Annotated in this window: 27 protein-coding genes; all 27 read left to right on the top strand. The window is 44.1% G+C overall.

Annotated elements, in window-relative coordinates:
• Positions 1-4 precede the first annotated feature (4 nt).
• The 27 genes from rpoC (at position 5) to rplO (ending at position 19,920) form a co-directional block, all read left to right on the top strand.
• Entirely contained in the window at positions 5-3,817 is a 3,813-nt protein-coding gene (gene rpoC, locus NT111_01500; GenBank protein ID MCX6804676.1) for a DNA-directed RNA polymerase subunit beta', read from the top strand.
• A gap of 41 nt (positions 3,818-3,858) precedes the next feature.
• Positions 3,859-4,284, top strand: coding sequence for a 30S ribosomal protein S12 (gene rpsL, locus NT111_01495; GenBank protein MCX6804675.1), 426 nt, complete (start codon positions 3,859-3,861; stop codon positions 4,282-4,284).
• A 3-nt stretch (positions 4,285-4,287) separates the two neighbouring features.
• A complete protein-coding gene (gene rpsG / locus NT111_01490) occupies positions 4,288-4,764 on the top strand; it encodes a 30S ribosomal protein S7 (GenBank protein MCX6804674.1) in 477 nt (158 codons plus the stop codon).
• A gap of 465 nt (positions 4,765-5,229) precedes the next feature.
• Entirely contained in the window at positions 5,230-7,347 is a 2,118-nt protein-coding gene (gene fusA / locus NT111_01485; GenBank protein MCX6804673.1) for an elongation factor G, read from the top strand.
• Between the two features lie 152 nt (positions 7,348-7,499).
• Positions 7,500-8,684, top strand: coding sequence for an elongation factor Tu (gene tuf / locus NT111_01480; GenBank protein MCX6804672.1), 1,185 nt, complete (start codon positions 7,500-7,502; stop codon positions 8,682-8,684).
• A 36-nt stretch (positions 8,685-8,720) separates the two neighbouring features.
• A complete protein-coding gene (rpsJ, locus tag NT111_01475; GenBank protein MCX6804671.1) occupies positions 8,721-9,041 on the top strand; it encodes a 30S ribosomal protein S10 in 321 nt (106 codons plus the stop codon).
• Positions 9,042-9,118: 77 nt separating this feature from the next.
• The gene (locus NT111_01470; protein ID MCX6804670.1) at positions 9,119-10,762 is read left to right on the top strand and encodes an ATP-binding cassette domain-containing protein; all 1,644 of its coding nucleotides are present in this window, start codon (positions 9,119-9,121) and stop codon (positions 10,760-10,762) included.
• Between the two features lie 99 nt (positions 10,763-10,861).
• On the top strand, positions 10,862-11,179 hold the full coding sequence (locus tag NT111_01465) for a hypothetical protein (protein ID MCX6804669.1): 318 nt from the start codon (positions 10,862-10,864) through the stop codon (positions 11,177-11,179).
• A 232-nt stretch (positions 11,180-11,411) separates the two neighbouring features.
• Entirely contained in the window at positions 11,412-12,053 is a 642-nt protein-coding gene (gene rplC, locus NT111_01460; protein MCX6804668.1) for a 50S ribosomal protein L3, read from the top strand.
• Complete coding sequence (rplD, locus tag NT111_01455) at positions 12,053-12,760, top strand: 50S ribosomal protein L4 (GenBank protein ID MCX6804667.1); 708 nt, start codon at positions 12,053-12,055, stop codon at positions 12,758-12,760. Before rplC ends, rplD begins: the two co-directional genes overlap by 1 nt.
• A complete protein-coding gene (gene rplW, locus NT111_01450) occupies positions 12,757-13,050 on the top strand; it encodes a 50S ribosomal protein L23 (GenBank protein MCX6804666.1) in 294 nt (97 codons plus the stop codon). Before rplD ends, rplW begins: the two co-directional genes overlap by 4 nt.
• Positions 13,050-13,880: a 50S ribosomal protein L2 gene (rplB, locus tag NT111_01445; GenBank protein ID MCX6804665.1), complete on the top strand. Its 831-nt coding sequence runs from the start codon at positions 13,050-13,052 to the stop codon at positions 13,878-13,880. Before rplW ends, rplB begins: the two co-directional genes overlap by 1 nt.
• Positions 13,881-14,162 carry a 30S ribosomal protein S19 gene (gene rpsS, locus NT111_01440; GenBank protein ID MCX6804664.1) on the top strand — a complete coding sequence of 94 codons (282 nt, stop codon included), beginning with the start codon at positions 13,881-13,883 and terminating at the stop codon, positions 14,160-14,162.
• Between the two features lie 9 nt (positions 14,163-14,171).
• Positions 14,172-14,603 carry a 50S ribosomal protein L22 gene (gene rplV, locus NT111_01435; GenBank protein ID MCX6804663.1) on the top strand — a complete coding sequence of 144 codons (432 nt, stop codon included), beginning with the start codon at positions 14,172-14,174 and terminating at the stop codon, positions 14,601-14,603.
• On the top strand, positions 14,603-15,220 hold the full coding sequence (gene rpsC / locus NT111_01430) for a 30S ribosomal protein S3 (protein MCX6804662.1): 618 nt from the start codon (positions 14,603-14,605) through the stop codon (positions 15,218-15,220). Before rplV ends, rpsC begins: the two co-directional genes overlap by 1 nt.
• Positions 15,221-15,231: 11 nt before the next feature.
• A complete protein-coding gene (gene rplP, locus NT111_01425; GenBank protein MCX6804661.1) occupies positions 15,232-15,663 on the top strand; it encodes a 50S ribosomal protein L16 in 432 nt (143 codons plus the stop codon).
• Complete coding sequence (rpmC, locus tag NT111_01420) at positions 15,653-15,862, top strand: 50S ribosomal protein L29 (protein ID MCX6804660.1); 210 nt, start codon at positions 15,653-15,655, stop codon at positions 15,860-15,862. Before rplP ends, rpmC begins: the two co-directional genes overlap by 11 nt.
• Positions 15,859-16,122, top strand: coding sequence for a 30S ribosomal protein S17 (gene rpsQ / locus NT111_01415; protein MCX6804659.1), 264 nt, complete (start codon positions 15,859-15,861; stop codon positions 16,120-16,122). The genes rpmC and rpsQ overlap by 4 nt, the downstream gene beginning before the upstream one ends.
• Positions 16,119-16,487 (top strand): 50S ribosomal protein L14, encoded by a 369-nt coding sequence (rplN, locus tag NT111_01410; GenBank protein ID MCX6804658.1) that lies wholly within the window; start codon positions 16,119-16,121, stop codon positions 16,485-16,487. Before rpsQ ends, rplN begins: the two co-directional genes overlap by 4 nt.
• On the top strand, positions 16,487-16,846 hold the full coding sequence (gene rplX, locus NT111_01405; GenBank protein MCX6804657.1) for a 50S ribosomal protein L24: 360 nt from the start codon (positions 16,487-16,489) through the stop codon (positions 16,844-16,846). The genes rplN and rplX overlap by 1 nt, the downstream gene beginning before the upstream one ends.
• 2 nt (positions 16,847-16,848) lie before the next feature.
• A complete protein-coding gene (gene rplE / locus NT111_01400; GenBank protein MCX6804656.1) occupies positions 16,849-17,397 on the top strand; it encodes a 50S ribosomal protein L5 in 549 nt (182 codons plus the stop codon).
• Positions 17,397-17,666 carry a 30S ribosomal protein S14 gene (gene rpsN, locus NT111_01395; GenBank protein ID MCX6804655.1) on the top strand — a complete coding sequence of 90 codons (270 nt, stop codon included), beginning with the start codon at positions 17,397-17,399 and terminating at the stop codon, positions 17,664-17,666. Before rplE ends, rpsN begins: the two co-directional genes overlap by 1 nt.
• An 11-nt stretch (positions 17,667-17,677) precedes the next feature.
• Positions 17,678-18,064 (top strand): 30S ribosomal protein S8, encoded by a 387-nt coding sequence (rpsH, locus tag NT111_01390; GenBank protein MCX6804654.1) that lies wholly within the window; start codon positions 17,678-17,680, stop codon positions 18,062-18,064.
• Between the two features lies 1 nt (position 18,065).
• Entirely contained in the window at positions 18,066-18,614 is a 549-nt protein-coding gene (rplF, locus tag NT111_01385) for a 50S ribosomal protein L6 (GenBank protein MCX6804653.1), read from the top strand.
• The gene (gene rplR / locus NT111_01380) at positions 18,611-18,946 is read left to right on the top strand and encodes a 50S ribosomal protein L18 (GenBank protein ID MCX6804652.1); all 336 of its coding nucleotides are present in this window, start codon (positions 18,611-18,613) and stop codon (positions 18,944-18,946) included. The genes rplF and rplR overlap by 4 nt, the downstream gene beginning before the upstream one ends.
• Positions 18,947-19,441, top strand: coding sequence for a 30S ribosomal protein S5 (gene rpsE / locus NT111_01375; protein MCX6804651.1), 495 nt, complete (start codon positions 18,947-18,949; stop codon positions 19,439-19,441).
• Positions 19,441-19,920: a 50S ribosomal protein L15 gene (rplO, locus tag NT111_01370; protein MCX6804650.1), complete on the top strand. Its 480-nt coding sequence runs from the start codon at positions 19,441-19,443 to the stop codon at positions 19,918-19,920. Before rpsE ends, rplO begins: the two co-directional genes overlap by 1 nt.
• Positions 19,921-19,923: the final 3 nt, after the last annotated feature.

Genomic DNA, 19,923 nt, shown 5'->3' with positions numbered 1-19,923 from the left:
ACCAATGAATATTAGCGCAAACGAACAAATGATTTTGGATTTTGATGGAATCCGACTTTCAGTTGCATCGCCAGAGACAATCCTAGATTGGTCTCACGGAGAAGTAACTAAGCCAGAAACCATTAACTACAGGACTCAAAAACCAGAGAAAGATGGCTTATTCTGCGAAAAGATTTTTGGACCAACAAAAGACTGGCAATGTTACTGCGGTAAGTACAAAGGCATTCGCTACAAAGGCATTGCCTGCGACAAGTGCGGTGTATTGGTAACAAGAAGTATTGTGAGACGAGAGCGCATGGGGCATATCACTTTAGCCGTACCCGTCACGCATATTTGGTTCTTGAGGGGGACTCCAAGCCCGATTAGCTTAATTCTAAATATTGGGGTTAGAGACCTAGAGAGGGTTGTTTATTTCGCTAACTTTGTAGTAACCGATGTGGATGAAAAGGCCAAGTCTGAGTCCCTTAAGGAGCTGGATGTAGATTTCAAGAGTAGACGCAAGGCTATTTTAACGAAATATGAGATAAAGAACCCCGATAAGGAAGTTCTCAGCGACGAAGTTATCAATGAGCTTGCCGAGCTAGACAACTCTTATACCACCGCTAAATCTGACCTTACCAATCTAGCCAAGAGCGAACTATTGCCAGAAGGCCGTTACAGAGAATTAAATCAAAAATTTGGGCATGTCTTTAAGGCTGGTATTGGTGCAGAGGCAGTTCAGCAGTTACTGGCTGAAGTAGATCTAAAGAAACTCACAAAGAGCCTCAAAGACGAATCTGAAAACACAATTGGTCAAAAGAAGAAAAAAGCCCTAAAACGACTTAAGCTAGTCGAAGGCATGATGCAGGCTCAACTTCGGCCAGAGTGGCTGATAACAAGTCAGCTGCCAGTTATCCCCCCAGACCTTAGACCTATGGTACAGCTTGATGGTGGCCGATTTGCCGCATCAGATCTTAATGATCTTTATCGAAGAGTCATAAATCGAAATAATCGACTCAAGAAGCTCTATAGGCTACAAGCTCCAGAAGTAATTTGCCGCAATGAGAAGCGTATGCTTCAGGAGGCAGTCGATGCCCTAATAGACAACAATGCTAGGCGAGATAGAGCAGTATCGGCAGCCGGCAGTCGCAAAAAACTCAAAAGCCTAACTGATTTACTTAAGGGAAAACAGGGAAGATTCCGTCAAAACCTTCTTGGCAAACGAGTGGACTATTCTGGCCGATCCGTAATTGTAATCGGGCCCCACTTAAAGCTAGATCAATGCGGTATCCCCAAGATGATGGCCCTAGAACTATTCAAGCCTTTTGTGATAGGCCAGTTAATCGATCGAGGCTATGCACATAATGTTAAGAGCGCATCGAGAATGATTGAAAGAGCACGCACTGAAGTATGGGACACACTCGACGATGTAATCGCCGGTAAGTATGTGCTTCTTAATCGAGCACCCACTCTTCACAGATTAGGCATCCAGGCTTTTAAGCCAACTTTAATCGAAGGTAAGGCTATCCAGCTCCACCCAATGGTGTGTGCGGCCTTTAATGCTGATTTCGATGGAGATCAAATGGCAGTTCATGTTCCTCTAGGTGATGCAGCCCAGGCTGAAGCACGAGATATCATGCTCTCGCGCCATAATCTACTCAAGCCATCTTCTGGTGAGCCAGTAGTCAATCCAAGCAAAGACATCGTGCTGGGCTGTTACTTTATGACTTCTTCTAAGGCTGGTTCTAAGGGCGAAGGCAAGATTTTTGAAAACTCCGACGCAGCCGTCCTAGCACATCAAGAGGGTATCGTAGATTTACGAGCTAATATTAAAGTAAGGATAGCGCATGAAATAAATAAGGATGAGTATCAAATCATTGATACTACGGCTGGTAGGCTGCTATTTAATGAGGTACTCCCTGAGGGTATGAGCTACCAGAACGACCCAATGACCAAATCTAAGCTTAAAAAAGTAATGGCCGAGGTATTTGATGTCTTCGGAGTAAACGCCACGGCAGATTTATCTGACGATGTGAAGGATCTAGGCTTTAAGTACGCCACATTATCAGGAATTTCTATCGGGATGGATGATCTTGTCGTACCAGAGGACCGAGCTGGTATTATCAGCGAAGGAGAGGCCAAGGTAGTTGGTTACGCTAGCCAGTACAACCAAGGTCTAATTACAGATGAAGAGCGCTATCAGAAAACAATCATTGCCTGGAAGGAAGTAGGAGTCGCGGTAGAGAAATCCTTAGTAGATACTCTTACAAGCAGTGAATCCACCCTTACGCTAGACATGGAATCTGGGGCACGCACAACAATGGCGCAGGTTAATCAAATGGCCGGAATGCTTGGTTTGATGCTCAACCCGTCTGGACGAACTATCGAGCTGCCAATTAGATCTAACTACAAAGATGGTTTGTCTGTGCTTGAGTACTTTATTAGCACTCATGGAGCTCGCAAGGGCCTTACCGACACAGCCCTTAGGACTGCTGAATCTGGCTACCTAACCCGACGCCTAGTAGATGTAAGCCAAGATATTGTAATATCTGAAGATGATTGTGGAGATAAGGAAGGCTATCTAATCACCAGGGCTGAGGCTGAAGCAGCTGGTGAAGAGGGCATTGGAGCATGGTTAGCGGGAAGAAATATCCATGAAAAGATTGTCGACCCAGCAACAGGCAAAACACTAATTAAAAAGGGCGATCTAATCCTGCCGGATGTAGCCAAAAAGATTAACGATCTTGGGATCGATACTGTTAAGATCAGATCAGTTCTTAAGTGCAAGAGCTTGTGGGGTGTCTGTGCTCAGTGCTACGGCCTAGATTTAGGCTCTGGAAAGCCTATAAGGCACGGCGAGGCAGTTGGTATTATAGCTGCTCAAAGTATCGGAGAGCCCGGCACCCAGCTTACTATGCGAACTATGCACGCAGGAGGTATCGCCACCGAAGACATCACTCAGGGTCTACCTAGAGTTGAAGAGATATTTGAAGTAAGAAGCCCCAAAGGGCAGGCTATACTGGCAGATGTCGAGGGAACAATACAAATTAGAAAAGCTGGCAACAAGCAAAACATCATAATCATACCCGACGACCAAAAAGTAACTGAGTATAAATTTGGTGAAATGATTGTCAAGGTCAAAGCTGGTGATATGGTGGAGCGAAGCCAAGTACTTGCGGAGAGTAAGGACGGAAAGCGTACTATTAAGGCTGGCGGCAGTGGCGAGGTAAAGATCGATAACGACAAGATACTTTTAACGCATCTAGGTGCTGGGCTTCGAGAGCACACTGTTGGTGAATATGTCGCCCTAGAAGTCAAGAATGGCGGCCGCGTAGAAGTTGGGCAGAGGTTAACAGAAGGACCGATAAACCTTCAGGATATGCTTAAATTGCGTGGCGAAGAAGCAGTCCAGCGATACATCATCGATGAAGTTCAGGCTATCTATCTTAGCCAGGGCCAGACAATCGCTGCTAAGCATATCGAAGTTATAATTCGCCAGATGTTTAGCAGAGTAATGATCGAGGAGCCAAATGCTACAAGCTTCATTTCAGGTGATGTTGTTTCCCAGACATCCCTAAAGGTAGAGAACCTTAAGGTGTCCAAGAAGGGCAAGAAGCCTGCAACTTATGAGCTACTTCTAATGCCAATTACTAAAATTTCGACTGGGGCTGATAGTTGGCTATCTGCCGCTTCATTCCAAGAAACCACTAGGGTTCTTATTGGAGCTGCGATGCGAGGTAAGTCCGATAACTTAAGAGGTCTAAAAGAGAATGTTATTATCGGGCGGTTAATCCCGGTAGGAACAGGCTTTAGGGGCAAGGAAGGGGGCAATGCTTGACCAGGTAATTCTTATCTGTTAAAGTATTGAAGTTACAAATTATGCCTACAATCAATCAACTCATTAGAAAACCGCGTTCGCGCAAAACAACCAAGACTAAATCTCCAGCCTTGGGCCGGACCTTTAACGCTCTTAAAAATCAGTCAGCATTGAATAACTCACCCTTCAAGCGGGGCGTCTGTGTTAAGGTTTATACTCAAACACCTCGTAAGCCAAACTCCGCCCTGCGTAAGGTTGCTCGAGTAAGGCTCACTAACGGAATGGAAGTCACTGCCTACATACCAGGTGAAGGTCACAATCTTCAGGAGCATTCCGTAGTTTTGGTTAGGGGAGGACGGGTTAAGGATCTTGGTGGTGTTCGCTATCATATAGTTCGAGGACATTTAGACACAGGTGGTGTCAGCGATCGCAAGCAAGGCCGAAGTAAATATGGCACTAAAAAGGCCAGCGGAAGCAAGAAGGATTAAGTTATGCCAAGAAAAGTCACAAAATCACTCAAGAGAATACTACCAGCAGACCGCGTGTATAATAGCGTTCTAGTTACCAAGATGATCAATAAGGTCATGCTAGATGGTAAAAAGAGGTTAGCCGAGAATCTTGTCTATGGAGCTATCAGCCAGGCAGCTGCAAAGACCAAAAAAGACCCCTTAGAAGTGTTCGAAGGTGCAATCAAAAATGTCAGCCCCCAAGTGCAGGTTAAATCTAAGCGTATTGGTGGAGCAAACTATCAAGTCCCTATCGAAGTTAAGGGAGATCGCAAAGTTCATTATGCAATGGTCTGGATGCTAGATTCAGCCCGAAAGAAAAAAGGAAGTAGTTTTGATAAGAAACTAGCCACAGAACTAGTCGCGGCCTATAACAACGAAGGTGATGCAGTTAAGAAGAAGCAAGATACTCACCAGATGGCTGAAGCAAACAAAGCCTTTGCTCACTTCGCAAGGTACTAGCTAAGTCTTTTAGTTCCAGCTCAAGCGCTCTGACCAAAATAGGATAATAGATACCCCGCTTTATAACTCTGCCCGGGGTATTTATTATTAATTGGGCAAATTTACATTGCTTGCCGAGGTATTTGCCATGTACGAAAGATTGAGGCTCTGTATTTGAGCCAGAGCGTCGTCTGTATCAACCAGAATATTCGACTTCTGCCACCTTGGCAAAAAATGAGTTACCCTCCTGACTCACTTTTTGTAATATATCTAAAACTGTTACTATACACTCTATATGCCAGTTGCTTTGCTGGCAAGCTTGTGGCGGAATACCCTTAGATATTTTTTGTGCCCTAAAATGTTGTTGGCAAATTGTTACACCATAATATCCTTGTTAATGTCGGCTATATAGGTTAAGATAATATCCGATTATGCCGAATATTCGGCATTATTTAATTAGGGTAAAGAAAGGATAATTTTATTCCCATGGCTCGAGAATTTACATTAGAAAATACCCGAAATGTCGGGACTATCGCCCACATTGATGCAGGCAAGACAACCGTAACCGAAGGAATACTATACCGGACTGGAGTTGTCCACAAGATTGGTGAAGTTCACCAAGGTGAGGCTACTATGGACTGGATGGAACAAGAGCGTGAGCGCGGCATAACTATTACTTCGGCGGCCACAACTTGCTTCTGGAAGGACAAACGAATTAATATCATCGACACCCCTGGACACATCGACTTCACAGTAGAGGTCGAAAGATCACTCAGGGTTCTTGATGGAGCTTGTGTGATGTTTGATGGCAAAATGGGCGTCGAACCTCAGTCCGAAACCGTATGGCGGCAGGCTGATAAATATGGAGTCCCTAGGATTTGCTTTATAAATAAGATTAACCAAACTGGCGGCGATTTTTACAAGAGCTTAGAGTCTATTCACGAGCGACTTAGCAAGCACGCATATCCGGTTCATTTGCCTATTGGCTTTGAGCAGGAAATCAATGGAATCGTAGATGTTATCGAGATGAAGGCCTACCAATACTCAGATTATACCGATAAGGAACTCAAAGAAGTTGAGATACCTGACGACATGATGGAGAAAGCCAGAAATTATAGACGCCACCTTATTGAAGCAGCCGTAGAGGCTGATGATACAATTATGGAGAAATATCTTGACGGCACCGAGCTTACCGAAGTAGAGATCAAACAAGTAATTCGAAAGTCTGTCCTTAGGGGAGACTTTTTCTTGGTGGCTGGTGGCGATGGACGCGGTGTAATCGTCGAAAAGCTGCTTGATTTAATTGTAGATTATCTCCCCAGCCCCCTAGATGTCACTGCGCCTCTTGCAGTAGATAATAAAACTGGTGAGGAAAGACTCCTGGAAGTGAGCGATGAGGCTCCTTTTGCTGGCTTGGCATTTAAAATAGCGACTGATCCATTTGTCGGGAAGCTTTGTTTCTTTAGAGTTTATACTGGAGTACTCAAATCAGGTAGCTACATTTATAATGTTAGTACAGGCGAAAAAGAGCGTATCGGGCGAATTGTCCGTATGCACGCCAATAATAGAGAAGAGGTCTCGGAGGTTCACGCAGGGGATATAGCCGCTGCAGTTGGCCTTAAGAACACCGTAACTGGTAACACACTTTGCGATGAGTCGGCCCAAGTACTTCTTGAATCAATTGATTTCCCAGCCCCAGTAATTAATATTGCTATCGAACCTAAAACTAAAGCCGACCAGGAGAAGATGGGCATAGCGCTGAGCCGTCTCGCCGAAGAAGATCCTACCTTTAGAGTCAGTACCGATGAAGATTCTGGGCAGACTATTATAGCCGGAATGGGCGAACTGCACTTAGAGGTATTGGTGGATAGAATGAAGCGCGAATTTAAGGTAGAGGCAAATGTTGGACGACCCCAGGTTGCTTTTAGGGAGACTATTAAAGGCACAACTCAGATAGAGCATAAATTTATCCGTCAATCTGGCGGTAGAGGCCAATACGGCCATGTCTACCTCGAGCTAAGCCCACTAGTACACACCGAGGATAGCGATAAATCTCAGACATTTGAATTTGAGAATGCTATTGTCGGCGGGGCTGTGCCTCGAGAGTATATTGCCCCTGTAGAGGCTGGTGTTAAGGAAGCAATGCGTAATGGAGTTATTGCCGGGTACCCTGTAGTTGATTTGCACTGCAAGCTATACGATGGGAGTTACCATGATGTAGATTCATCAGAAATAGCCTTCAAAATAGCTGCATCTATGGCCCTTCAAGAAGGAGTTAAGAAGGCCGACCCAGTAATCATGGAGCCAACTATGCGTGTTGAAGTTACTACCCCGGATGAATTCATGGGGGATGTTATAGGGGATATTAATTCGAAGCGTGGCCGAGTTGATACTATGGAAGATCGTAGTGGGGCAAAGGTTATCAGGTCTTTTGTGCCGCTAGCGGAGATGTTTGGGTATGCTACTAGCTTAAGAAGCATGACCCAGGGTCGAGCCTCTTATGCAATGGAGTTCGATCATTACGCTGAGGTTCCTAACCATGTAGCCGAAGAGCTAAAGGGCAAATACACCGCTTCCAGGGAAGCTGGCGAGAGCCGCAGCTAGTCTGGCCAAATATAAGCCTTACTAAAACTATAAATTAACTCTTTACAAAAAGGCTTTTTCTCCCTATAATAAAGGGGTCAAACAATATGGCAATTTTCTTATTGTCAAAAAACCAAACAATCAAGCAATTAATATATTAACGAGGAGTATCAATGGCAGAGAAATATAACAGAGACAAACCACATGTAAATGTCGGCACTATGGGCCACGTGGATCATGGAAAGACTACCCTAACAGCAGCAATAACCACAGTACTATCGAAAAAGCTGCCCAGTGATGTTAATCAGCCAGTCGATTATGCAACAATCGACAATGCTCCAGAAGAGCGGGAGCGAGGCATTACGATTGCAACTTCCCATGAAGAGTATGAGACCGAAAAGCGTCACTATGCCCATGTAGACATGCCTGGACATGCTGATTATATCAAGAATATGATCACGGGAGCTGCTCAGATCGACGGAGCTATTCTAGTGGTTTCTGCTGCAGACGGCCCAATGCCTCAAACAAGAGAGCATGTACTATTAGCCCGACAGGTAGGCGTACCAAAAATACTAGTATTTATGAATAAAATGGATATGGCTGACCCAGAATTAGCCGAACTAGTGGAGCTGGAAATTCGTGAGCTTCTAGAAAAGTATGAATACGACAAAGATGCCCCAATAATTAAGGGTTCGGCACTTAAGGCTCTAGAAGGTGATTCAGCTAACGAGGATGCCATAATGGAGTTAGTCAAGGCTATGGACGACTATATCCCTGAGCCAGTAAGAGAACTAGACAAGCCATTTTTGATGCCTATCGAAGATGTATTCTCGATTAAAGGGCGAGGCACAGTTGCCACCGGTCGCATCGAGCAGGGAAGAGTAAACATCAATGAAGAAGTTGAGATAGTAGGTATAAAAGATACCACCAAAACTGTCGTGACAGGAGTAGAGATGTTTAAAAAGATGCTCGATGAAGGCCAAGCTGGAGACAATGTTGGTATCTTGCTAAGAGGCGTTGAGCGCGATGACATTGAGCGTGGGCAAGTACTTGCAAAGCCGGGTTCTGTTACTCCTCACACCGAATTTGATGCCGAAATATATGTGCTAAAGAAAGACGAAGGCGGACGCCACACCCCATTTTTCAAGGGCTATAAGCCACAGTTTTACTTCCGAACTACGGATGTAACAGGCGAGGTAGAGCTCCCAGAAGGTACCGAAATGGTAATGCCCGGGGATAATATCAGCGTAAAAGTAAAATTGCTTGCCCCGATAGCCATGAACGATGGCCTAAGGTTTGCTATTCGTGAAGGCGGTAAGACAGTAGGCGCTGGTGTAGTAACTAAGATCAATAAGTAATCTCCCCCAAAGAGAGCAGAAAGTACCTTATAAGACATGACAGAAAAACCAGAAAAGCAACGAATTAGGATTAAATTAAAAGCCTATGATAATAAGATTATCGACCAGTCTGCAAAGCAAATTATCGATAGCGCAATTCGTACTGGCGCTAGCGTAGCTGGCCCGATTCCACTCCCGACTAAAAAGGATAAGTACACTGTACTTTCAAGCCCACATGTCTTTAAGGATGCTCGCGAACAATTCGAAATGAGAACCCACAAGCGATTAATAGAAATTTATGACCATAATGCAAAAACTATTGATAGCTTAACTAACCTCAGCTTACCCAATGGTGTTAATATCGAAATAAAGATGTAAACTGGCGGAGTAATAATCAAAAAACCTCTTAACAAAGGGGTTTTTTGATTTAATGCCATCGGGATAATGGATAAACCATGATTATAAATATAGATATCGAGGAAAAAACAGCCGGCTCCAAGCTACTTCTTAAGAACCTTAGCCTTACATTGCAGGCTGACCAGAAAATAGCCATTATAGGCAGAAATGGGGTAGGTAAAACAACCCTTCTAGGGCTAATAAATGGTGAGGACGAGGAGTTCGTAGGCACTGTCTGGAGAAAAAAAGGGCTGATTATCGCCACTAGCAGGCAAGAGCACTCTCACCTCGAAGATGTTTCAGTAGTTGATTACATATTAAGTGAACTCCCAGATTACCTTCGCTGTAAAAGGATTATGGATGCTTATCCTGATATTACTGAACCAAGTAACGACCAGCTTGATCAATATAGCGACGCTCTTGATCGTTTCATGCAGCTAGATTACTACAGAGGAGAAGATAGGGTGCTACAGGCTCTTTCTAGATATCAAGTAGATGAGACTATGGCCAGAGCCTCTATTAAAAATTTGTCAGGTGGCCAAAAACGATTTGTAGAGCTAGTGAAGATCGCTGAGAGTAAGGTCGATTTGGCCCTTATAGACGAACCAACTAACCACATGGATTACATTGCAAAAGCTGAATTTATAACCTGGCTAGGTTCTGCCAAAGGTGCCGTAGTGCTGGTCAGCCACGATAGAGATGTACTAGCTACCGTTGATACCATAGTCGAGATTAAAGACAACCAGGCAGTAGTTTTTATTGGCAACTATGATGCATACCTTAAGCAGAATAGTTTAGCTACAGTGGCGGGTATGAACAATTATGAAGTACAGCTCAGCACTATGGAGAACCTAAAAAAGCAGCTCCAAGAGGCAAATCGTAAGAAAGCAGGCTCCAGTAAAACTCCTAACCCCTTTATTCCTATGGCTCGACGCTTTCAGCGCCAAATAGACGAACTGCAAAAGGTTATGGTCAAGCCGTCATTCTGGATTGATCAGCAGTCCGTAGAAGGGATGTCAAAAAAAGTCACAGATCGTTATGACAAGTACAAGACCAAGAATATATCTATCACTACGGATAGTTCGGATTCAGGCTTTATGAACCTTCTATCAGTACACGACTTAAGTGTAGGCTATAGCAAGCCTCTGTTTGAGGCAGTTTCGTTTGGCTTAAATAGCGGTGATAGGGCTGAAATAAGAGGTAGAAATGGAGCCGGTAAATCCAGTCTTATCAAACTTATTCTTGATATCACTAACGGTAAGCCCTCTAAGCTAAAAATATTCAAAGGATCTATCGAGCCGGAAAAAGCTCTCAGAATAGGTTATTATGAACAGGAGATAGATAATAAACTATTAGACTCTACTCTCTCGGAAGCCATAGAGTCGGTTTATATAGAAAATAGTATCCCTGTTAATCAGGAAAAAATAATGCAAATCGCCGCGCAGTATCTATTTGATCCTCGAGCTGATCTTAATCTCAAACTCAAGCAATTATCTGGAGGACAAAAGGCCCGATTTCAGATTATTAAAATGCTTGCCCCAGAGCCAAACATGCTGATACTAGATGAGCCTACCAATCATCTTGACCTGCCGAGTATTGAGGAGCTAGAGAGCGCTCTACTCGCTTATAGCGGGGCAATACTCTATGTAAGCCACGACAATTATTTCCGCGACAAGCTCGGCGGAAGTATCATCAATATATAGATTTATTGTAGCTTGCCAAGCCGCCCGTGCGGGGTTACAATTAGCTTAGTAATATTCTAAAAAAATAATAAATAAAACAATTTTATAACGGAGGTAATTATGCCAGAAGATAAAAAAACAAGTAATGAAAATGACAAAATAATGGGCGTCTTAGCTTATGTAGGAATCCTTGTAGTGATTCCTCTATTCGCGGGCGGAAACAGTAAATTTGTAAAATACCACGCCAACCAAGGTTTGGTTTTATTCATTGCGATGGTACTAACCAATATTTTATGGGTAATTCCTTTTCTGGGATGGGTGGCTGCACCGGCTGTAGGTTTACTAATACTGGTACTGGCGATTATGGGTATTATAAATGTCGTCAATAACGAAATGAAGCCACTGCCACTAATCGGCGGAATCAAGCTCATCAAGTAGATAATTTCGGGCAGCCTATTCTAGTTAGTAGAATCGTAAAAGGTACCTTTTTGGGAGGTGCCTTTTATAGTTGACATACCTGGCCCCTATCTGATACAATGACACCTGAGTTTTAACTATCAAACAGTTCTAGTAGTTAAGAGTACTGAGAAGCGACAAGGTCTTGACGGCTAAAAAGCCTAAGGAAACCAGCCTGTTTACTCAGGTTTTATTATTTAATAGCCAAGGAATTATGAAAGCATTACTCGCTAAAAAAGTTGGAATGACGCAAATATTTGATGCAAACGGTGTACGCAGTGGCGTAACTGTTCTTGAAGCTGGCCCTTGTGTCATAACCAGACTAAAATCTATCGAATCAGATGGCTATAATGCGGTTCAAATTGGCTTTGGGGAATCTGAAAAGTTATCTAAGACCCAAGCTGGCCAGGTAAAGGCTTCTGGCTCAAGGCCTACTACCATAAAAGAATTTCGAACCGAGCAGCCCGATGGTGTTGTAAGTGAAGTAGAGCAGGCCCCTAGTCAACTTAAGGTGGGTGATACGCTGACAGTCGGTATCTTCGAGGTAGGCGACAAGGTAGTGGTTTCGGGTATCTCCAAGGGAAAGGGTTTCGCCGGCACCATCAAGCGGCATAATTTTCACCGCGGACCGAAGACTCACGGTAGTCATAACTACCGCGCCCCTGGGTCTATAGGCTCGGGGTATCCTCAGCATGTTTTTAAGGGCACCAAAATGGCCGGTCAAATGGGCCATGAAAAGGTAACCATCAAGAATCAAAAGATAGCAATTATAAATGCAGAAAAGAACCTGATAGCAATCGTAGGCAGTGTGCCTGGGCCTAGACGAGGTCTTGTTATGATTAGGGGTATCAAATAATGAAGGCAATTAGCTACAGCAAGGTAGGCGTAAAAAAGACTGAAGTGGACCTTCCTGTGGCCATTTTTGGAGTGGAAGCAAACCCAGATCAGCTTAAGATTGCATACAACCGATTCTACGCTAATATCCGAACCAATAACGCCAAGGTCCTATCTCGTGGCGAGGTTTCTGGTGGAGGTCGCAAACCCTGGAAGCAAAAGGGTACAGGAAGGGCTAGATTTGGGTCTAGCCGAAATCCGATATGGAGACATGGTGGCGTTGCCTTTGGCCCCACAGGTAACGAAAACTATTCCAAGAATATGCCTAAGAGCATGATTCGATCTAGCCTTAAGCAAGCCTTAAGCCTGAAAGTTGAGAATATCAAAGTGATTGAGTCATTTTGGGTTAGCGATTACAAAACTAGTAAAGTAGTAGAAATGATAGATAAGGTTGGAGCAGAAGGCTCAATACTCATTGCTGCCGCCAAGCTCGATAGCAAGTTTATATCTTCGGCCCGCAATATCCCAGGCATAAAACTTATATCTGTAAAGCAATTGAATGTTGCCGCAGTACTCGATGCAGACGCCATACTGATTGATTCCGATGGCCTAAAAGAGCTAGAATTATGGCTGGGCTCTACTAAGGCATCGAGCCGTAAGGCAAAGCCTTCCTTAAGCACAGCAGCTAAGCCTGCAGCCAAGGTCAAAACCTCAGGAGATACAAAATGACACTTATTACACTTAAGCCAGTAATTAGCGAAAAGAGTATGCAGTTAGCAGCTACTAGCACTTATATGTTCGATGTTAGCCCTTCTGCCAACAAGCCTCTTGTTGCAAAGGCCGTAAAGGAGCAATTTAAGGTTGATGTTATTCAGGTGAGAATTGCAATAATAAAAGGTAAAGTAAAGAAATTTAAAGGGGTTGTGGGTAGACGCAAAGATAACAAGAGAGCATATGTAACTATTAAAAAAGGTCAGAAGATTTCAGTATTTGATGTCGCAGGAGAGGAAAAGAAGTAATGGGAGTTAGAACACTCAAGCCAAATACAGCAGCCCGTAGGAATATGAGCGTTGCTGACTTTTCGGAGCTAACCAAGAAGAAGCCCGAAAAGTCCCTAACTGTGCCTATGATAAAGAAAGCCGGCCGCAATAATCAAGGCAAAATAACCACTCGCCACCGCGGCGGTGGAGCTAAGCGTGCTTACAGATTGGTGGATTTTGTATTCGCCTCTGCTCAGAAGGCAGTTATTATCGCCCTCGAGTATGATCCTAACAGATCAGCTAATATAGCCTTAGTGAGACTCGACAATGGTAGTAAGGCCTATGTATTGGCTACTGCAAATATGGTTGTTGGAAGCTCAATTGCTTCTGGCCCAGATGCCGAAATAAAGTCCGGTAATCGCCTCAAGCTCAAAGACATCCCAATTGGTTCGGTAATATGCAATATTGAGATGCAGCCTGGCCGAGGTGGACAGCTAGCCAGAAGCGCTGGTGCTCGCGCTCAGTTGGCGGCTCGTGAAGGTGATTGGGCTCAAATCAAGTTGCCTTCAGGAGAGGTCCGACTAATCCACACTAATTGTATGGCGACAGTTGGCCAGATTGGTAATGCTGATCATCAGAACATTACTATTGGTAGTGCCGGAAGAAAGCGCCGAATGGGTTGGAGGCCTTCTGTTCGCGGTAAGGCTATGAACCCATCAGATCATCCAATGGGTGGTGGAGAGGGCTTAAGTGGCCCAGGTCGAATTCCGAGAACCCCATGGGGTAAAGTTGCTATGGGGCTTAAGACTAGACGCCGTAAATCAACTAGCGCCATGATTATTCGTGGTCGCGGGAAAGGAAGGAAATAGATGAGTCGTTCAAGCAAAAAAGGTCCTTTTATCGACCCTAAATTACTTCGTAAGGTCATGGTACTGGAAGTAAATGACAAGACTATTATCAAGACTTGGTCTAGGTCTAGTGCTATTAGTCCAGAGATGGTCGGCAAAACTATCGCCGTGCATAACGGCAAGATACATGTCCCAGTGCTAGTTACGGAAAACATGGTTGGCCATAAGCTAGGAGAGTTTTCCCCTACCCGAAAATTCCGTGGTCATGGCGGTAAACTAGCTAAAGCCGAAGGGAAGTCTTAAGGAGTAATCATGAAAGTAGCAGCAAACATTAAGTATCTAAGGATATCAGCTCAAAAGCTTCGTCTGGGCGCTGATATGGTAAGAGGCCAAAGTGCCACAGGGGCACAGGAGCTCTTGCTTAATATGCCACAAAAGTCGGCTCGTATGATTGCAGCCGGCATAAAGAGCGCTATCGCTAGTGCTGAGAACAATTACAGTCTTAGCGCATCTACCTTGGTTATATCTGAAATAAGAGTTGACCAGGGCCCTAAGCTAAAGCGAGGCAGACCAAGAGCGAAAGGTGCTTATGGCAAAATAGAGCACCAAATGGCTCATCTTAGGATCATCCTGGACAGCGGCGAGGCAGGGTCAGACGCTAAGCCATCTGAAAAGACTGAGCAGAAATCAGGAAAGCCTAAAGTTACCACGAAAATTACTAACAAGAAGCGAGGATTAAGGTAATGGGACAAAAGATAAATCCAGTAGGGTTCAGGTTAATATATACTAAGAACTGGCAGTCTAAGTGGTTCGATAATCGTAATTTCGCAACTTTAGTCGCCCAGGACATCAGGATCCGAAAGCTTATTTCTTTGAAGCTAGGCTTTAGGGCCTCGGTGGCCAAGGTGGAAATTGAAAGATCCAATAATGAGCTCACGATAACTGTTCACACTGCTAAGCCAGGAGTAGTTATAGGCCGAAGCGGAGCTGGTATTGATGCCCTCAAAAAGGACCTCGCCAAGCTTATTGATGGCTCTTTTAAGATTAACATTGAGGAAGTGAAAAATCCCGAACTCAATGCTCAGTTGGTCGCTGAAAATGTGGCTTCTCAGCTTGAGCGCAGGCTACCTTTTAGAAGGATCATCAAGAGTACCACCGAAGCTTCTGTTAGGTCTGGTGCTTTAGGTGCAAAGGTTAGTGTTTCAGGGAGGCTAAATGGTGCCGAAATGGCTCGTCGAGAGACATCCGCAGTCGGTAGCATCCCACTTCATACAATTAAGGCCGATATTGATTACGCTGCCGCCGAAGCCAAGACGACTTTTGGTGTGATTGGTGTAAAAGTATGGATTTATAAAGGTTAAGGAGTAGTAAGATGTTAATGCCACGCAAAACTAAATATCGAAAGGCCCAGAAAGGGCGTAATAAAGGCGTTGCTAGCCGAGGCACCGAAATTAGCTTTGGCAGCTTTGGCTTAAAAGCTCTTGCTAACGAGCGAATAACTTCAAGGCAAATAGAATCTGCGCGTCGTGCCATGACCAGGCACATTAAGCGCGGCGGTAAAATATGGATCAGAATTTTCCCCCATACACCGGTCACTAAGAAGCCTGCTGAAGTTAGGATGGGATCTGGTAAAGGAGCACTTGACCACTATGTGGCCAAGGTCCAGGCGGGTAAAATTTTGTTCGAAATGGACGGAGTTACCGAAGAAGTCGCCAAGGAAGCTATGCGACTCGCTGCCTACAAACTGCCTATTAAGACTAAATTTATGGTAAAAGCCCATGCAGGAGAATCAGATGAAAGCTAAAGAACTAAGAAATAAATCTAATAAAGAGTTACTGAAGGACCTAGTAGAGTCCAGATCTAAGCTAGTACAACTTAATGTAGATTACAGAACCAAGGAAGTAAAAAATGTTAAGCAGATAGTCACACTAAAACGAACAATAGCGAGAATACTAACAATAATAGGCGAACAAGAAAAGGCCTCACAAGGAGATAAATCATGAGTCGAACACTACAGGGCAAGGTTGTATCAACCAAAATGGACAAAACAATTGTTGTGGCAGTAGAGCGCCGCAAGGCTCACCCTTTGTACAAGAAGTCGTATCTCGTAACTACTCGATTCCAGGCTCATGATGAGACTAGCAAGGCACTACTCGGAGACACTGTGGAAATTATTGAGACCCGACCAATTAGCAAGAACAAGCATTTTGCACTTTCTAGAGTTATTCAGAAAGCCATTGTAAAGACGGAGATTTCCCAATGATACAGTCAGAAACAAGGCTAAAAGTGGCCGATAATACTGGTGCAAAAGAAATAATGTGTATCAAGGTTTTGGGTGGAAGTAAAAGACGCTATGCTAGAGTTGGCGATGTCATAGTAGCTAGTGTTAAGGTAGCTACCCCAAACGGTACCGTTAAGAAGAAAGAAGTTATAAGGGCAGTGGTGGTGAGAACCAAAAGGCAAGTTAGTAGAAAAGATGGTAGTAATGTTAAATTTGACGAAAATGCAGCAGTAATTATTGATACTAATGACCAACCCAGGGGCACCCGAATATTTGGCCCGGTTACCCGTGAGCTGCGGGAAAAGGGTTATATGAAAATAGTTTCATTAGCTCCGGAGGTACTATAATGAAAATAATTCGAAAAGATAAAGTCATAGTGATAGCTGGTCGTGATAAGGGCAAGACCGGAGAAGTCGTCTTGGCTAAACCGGCCACTAAGCAAGTAGTGGTTCAGGGGGTTAATATATCTAAGAGACATGTTAAGCCGAGCCAAAGTAACCCTAAGGGCGGAATTGTTGAGGTCACTAAGCCAATCGATGTATCCAAGGTGATGGTGCTAGATCCGGCTTCAGGCAAACCAGCTAGAGTTGGCTATAAGATGACTGAAAATGGCAAAAAGCAGAGAATATTTAAGGTCTCTAAATTTAGTAACCCGAAGGCAAGTAAGGACTCTAAGAGCTCTACAGCTAAAGGTAAGAAGGAATAATCATGAATAGATTACAGACCAAATACAATAAAACAGTAATAACTGAGCTCATGAGCGATCTAAAAATAGCGAATGTCCATGAGATCCCTAAATTACAGAAAATTGTAATTAATAGTGGCGTCGGTAAGGCAGTCGCTGATTCTAAGCAATTAGATATGGTGGTCGCTACTTTAGCCAAGATAACTGGCCAAAAGCCTTTAATTACTAAGGCCCAACACAGTATTGCCAGTTTTAAGCTAAGAGAGGGGATGCTAATTGGCGCCAAGGTTACCCTAAGGGGAGAGCGGATGTATAGCTTCCTAGATAGACTTATTGCTGTAGTTTTACCGCGCACCAGGGACTTCCACGGTGTTAGTGCCAAGGCCTTTGATAGTAGCGGTAACTATAGTATCGGTATCAATGATCAGACTGTGTTCCCAGAGATAGCCTATGAGGATGCCTCGTCCATACACGGCCTTCAGATAACAATAGTAATTAGCGGAAATAATGTTAAGGCAAGTAGAGCATTGCTTGAAAAGTTTGGCATGCCGTTCGAGAAAGGAGCGAAATAATGGCCCGAAAAGCACTGATCCAGAGAGAATTAAAAAGAGAGAAACTAGCAATTAAATTTGCTGATAAGCGCGCTCAACTACGGGCGGATGGAGACCTAGACGGGTTGGCTAAGTTACCACGAAACTCTAACCCTATCCGTCAGCGCAATCGCTGTGAAATTACTGGCCGATCGCGAGGGTATATTCGCAAATTTGGGCTGAGCAGATTAACCTTCCGAGAGTATGCCTCTAAGGGGCAAATTCCAGGTATAACTAAGTCGAGTTGGTAGGAGATTATATTATGATGACAACAGACCCAATCGCAGACATGCTTACCAGAATACGAAATGGAATCATGTCCAATAAACAAGAGGTAATTATTCCTCATTCTAAACTCAAAGCAGCAATTGCAGGCATACTTAAGGGCAATGGCTACATCGGTAAAGTTTCAGTTATAAGCCAAGGGGGCTTCAAGCAACTAAGTATCGAGCTAAATGGCCCAACCCAGCCCGAGAGCCTCGTTCGAGTTAGCAAACCAGGTAGACGCATTTATGCAAAAGCCTCAGAGATCCCGGTAGTCAGAACTGGCCGAGGAATAGTAATTGTTTCTACACCAGTGGGTATAATGACTGGTAGAGATGCCCGCAAAAAAGGCATTGGCGGCGAATTAATCTGTAAGGTCTACTAAGATGAGTAGAATAGGTAAGCAGCCCATAGATATGGTTAGCGGAGTAGATGTTAGTGTCGATGCTAAGTTAGTTAGCATTAAGGGCCCGAAGGGAGAACTATCCACCAAGATACTCAAAGGTCTGGCCGTGGAAATCAAGGACGATAAAATCATCGTTACTCAAAAAGAGATTAACGCCGATACTCAAAAGCAATTCGGACTGCAGCGAACTCTAATTGCCAATATGATAATTGGAGTATCCGAGGGCTTCACGAAGGAGCTAGAAATCAATGGAGTAGGCTATAGAGCCAAGATGAATGGAAAAGATCTCGAAATGAGCCTTGGGTTCTCGCATCCGGTGATATTTACTGCACCAGAAGGCGTTACAGTTACTGTAAACCAAAATATAATAACAGTTGCTGGTTACGACAAACAACAGGTTGGTGCAGCAGCAGCAAATATTAGAATATTCAAAAAGCCCGAGCCCTATAAGGGCAAAGGCATAAGGTATATTAACGAGCATGTTAGGCGAAAAGCCGGAAAGACTGCCGCTAAGGGAGGTTCAGAATGAAAAATATTAAAGCAACTCGCAGAGTTCGGGCTAAGATATCCGGTACAGCAGAACGCCCTAGGCTTTGTTTGGCTGTGTCGCTAAAACACATGAGGGCTCAGCTGATCGATGATGTCTCATCTAAGACACTGGCGTCACTATCTACAGAATCTAATAAAGACATAGCATCTAAGAGTATGAATCAGAAGGCTGAATGGCTAGGCCAGCAGATAGCAATTCTTGGTATCAAGTCAAAAATAAAGTCGGTGGTGTTTGACCGCGGCGGTAAAATATACCATGGCAGAGTTAAGACATTTGCCGAGTCTGCAAGAAAAGAAGGATTGGAGTTCTAGATGAATAATAATTTTAATAACCGAATGGGCAAGCAAGAAGTACCTGAATTTGATGAGCGAATTATCGCCCTGGATAGAGTTACTAGAGTAGTAAAAGGCGGACGCCGCTTTAGGTTTAGAGCCACTGCAGTAGTTGGTAATAACAAAGGCCGTGTCGGGGTTGGTGTAGGTAAAGGTACTGACGCCCCAACATCAATTATGAAGGCCGTGGCTAGAGCCAAGAAAGACATGATCGATTTTGAACTAGACGGAGCAACTATTCCGCATGAAGTTCAGGTTACATTTGGCGGCGCAGTGGTACTATTAAAGCCAGCCCACCCAGGAACTGGAGTAATTGCAGGAGGCGCAGTAAGGGCCGTACTAGAAGCAGCAGGCATAAAGGATGTACTCACAAAGTCCCTAGGCTCCACTAATAAGATCAATAATTCGTATGCAACAGTCGAGGCCTTATCTCAGCTAAAAGCAAAGGTGCGACTAGCTAAGGAGTCTAAATAATGAAAGTTCACGAACTTAAAACCACCAAAGATAAATCTATCAAGCGATTAGGCCGAGGCATTAGCGGCGGGCAAGGCAAGACAGCGGGCCGTGGCACAAAAGGCCAAAACGCCAGAGCTGGTAGTAAATTCAAGCCAGGCTTTGAAGGCGGGCAGACTAAATTAGCTCAGAGGCTACCTAAAGCGCGAGGCTTTACGCCCTTAAACAGAATAGAGTTTCAGGTGGTTAACTTATCGGACATCCAGAATCTTGGTAAAAAGGTAGTTGATGCAAACATACTTAGGTCAGCCGGGCTAATTAGGAGAGTTAACTCGCCCGTAAAGCTATTAGGCAATGGTACAATTAAGATAGCCACAACGATAAGTGTTGAGAAGGCCTCAGCTTCAGCCATTAGTGCTATCGAGTCAGCAGGCGGCAAGGTAATACTAACCGCTAAACCCAAAATGATTACCAAAAGGAAAAAAGAGTTCAATAAATAGTTA

It is taken from the genome of Patescibacteria group bacterium, assembly GCA_026397045.1.
GTDB lineage: Bacteria > Patescibacteriota > Saccharimonadia > CAILAD01 > BJGX01 > JAPLVO01.
The sequence above is the reverse complement of the archived record's forward strand: the minus strand, read 5'-3'. Positions and strand labels throughout refer to the sequence as shown.

What these genes read in the sequence shown, in the direction of transcription:
- rpoC (MCX6804676.1), top strand. Translation starts at nt 5, where the DNA reads ATGAATATTAGCGCAAACGAACAAATGATTTTGGATTTTGATGGAATC.
- rpsL (MCX6804675.1), top strand. Translation starts at nt 3,859, where the DNA reads ATGCCTACAATCAATCAACTCATTAGAAAACCGCGTTCGCGCAAAACA.
- rpsG (MCX6804674.1), top strand. Translation starts at nt 4,288, where the DNA reads ATGCCAAGAAAAGTCACAAAATCACTCAAGAGAATACTACCAGCAGAC.
- fusA (MCX6804673.1), top strand. Translation starts at nt 5,230, where the DNA reads ATGGCTCGAGAATTTACATTAGAAAATACCCGAAATGTCGGGACTATC.
- tuf (MCX6804672.1), top strand. Translation starts at nt 7,500, where the DNA reads ATGGCAGAGAAATATAACAGAGACAAACCACATGTAAATGTCGGCACT.
- rpsJ (MCX6804671.1), top strand. Translation starts at nt 8,721, where the DNA reads ATGACAGAAAAACCAGAAAAGCAACGAATTAGGATTAAATTAAAAGCC.
- NT111_01470 (MCX6804670.1), top strand. Translation starts at nt 9,119, where the DNA reads ATGATTATAAATATAGATATCGAGGAAAAAACAGCCGGCTCCAAGCTA.
- NT111_01465 (MCX6804669.1), top strand. Translation starts at nt 10,862, where the DNA reads ATGCCAGAAGATAAAAAAACAAGTAATGAAAATGACAAAATAATGGGC.
- rplC (MCX6804668.1), top strand. Translation starts at nt 11,412, where the DNA reads ATGAAAGCATTACTCGCTAAAAAAGTTGGAATGACGCAAATATTTGAT.
- rplD (MCX6804667.1), top strand. Translation starts at nt 12,053, where the DNA reads ATGAAGGCAATTAGCTACAGCAAGGTAGGCGTAAAAAAGACTGAAGTG.
- rplW (MCX6804666.1), top strand. Translation starts at nt 12,757, where the DNA reads ATGACACTTATTACACTTAAGCCAGTAATTAGCGAAAAGAGTATGCAG.
- rplB (MCX6804665.1), top strand. Translation starts at nt 13,050, where the DNA reads ATGGGAGTTAGAACACTCAAGCCAAATACAGCAGCCCGTAGGAATATG.
- rpsS (MCX6804664.1), top strand. Translation starts at nt 13,881, where the DNA reads ATGAGTCGTTCAAGCAAAAAAGGTCCTTTTATCGACCCTAAATTACTT.
- rplV (MCX6804663.1), top strand. Translation starts at nt 14,172, where the DNA reads ATGAAAGTAGCAGCAAACATTAAGTATCTAAGGATATCAGCTCAAAAG.
- rpsC (MCX6804662.1), top strand. Translation starts at nt 14,603, where the DNA reads ATGGGACAAAAGATAAATCCAGTAGGGTTCAGGTTAATATATACTAAG.
- rplP (MCX6804661.1), top strand. Translation starts at nt 15,232, where the DNA reads ATGTTAATGCCACGCAAAACTAAATATCGAAAGGCCCAGAAAGGGCGT.
- rpmC (MCX6804660.1), top strand. Translation starts at nt 15,653, where the DNA reads ATGAAAGCTAAAGAACTAAGAAATAAATCTAATAAAGAGTTACTGAAG.
- rpsQ (MCX6804659.1), top strand. Translation starts at nt 15,859, where the DNA reads ATGAGTCGAACACTACAGGGCAAGGTTGTATCAACCAAAATGGACAAA.
- rplN (MCX6804658.1), top strand. Translation starts at nt 16,119, where the DNA reads ATGATACAGTCAGAAACAAGGCTAAAAGTGGCCGATAATACTGGTGCA.
- rplX (MCX6804657.1), top strand. Translation starts at nt 16,487, where the DNA reads ATGAAAATAATTCGAAAAGATAAAGTCATAGTGATAGCTGGTCGTGAT.
- rplE (MCX6804656.1), top strand. Translation starts at nt 16,849, where the DNA reads ATGAATAGATTACAGACCAAATACAATAAAACAGTAATAACTGAGCTC.
- rpsN (MCX6804655.1), top strand. Translation starts at nt 17,397, where the DNA reads ATGGCCCGAAAAGCACTGATCCAGAGAGAATTAAAAAGAGAGAAACTA.
- rpsH (MCX6804654.1), top strand. Translation starts at nt 17,678, where the DNA reads ATGATGACAACAGACCCAATCGCAGACATGCTTACCAGAATACGAAAT.
- rplF (MCX6804653.1), top strand. Translation starts at nt 18,066, where the DNA reads ATGAGTAGAATAGGTAAGCAGCCCATAGATATGGTTAGCGGAGTAGAT.
- rplR (MCX6804652.1), top strand. Translation starts at nt 18,611, where the DNA reads ATGAAAAATATTAAAGCAACTCGCAGAGTTCGGGCTAAGATATCCGGT.
- rpsE (MCX6804651.1), top strand. Translation starts at nt 18,947, where the DNA reads ATGAATAATAATTTTAATAACCGAATGGGCAAGCAAGAAGTACCTGAA.
- rplO (MCX6804650.1), top strand. Translation starts at nt 19,441, where the DNA reads ATGAAAGTTCACGAACTTAAAACCACCAAAGATAAATCTATCAAGCGA.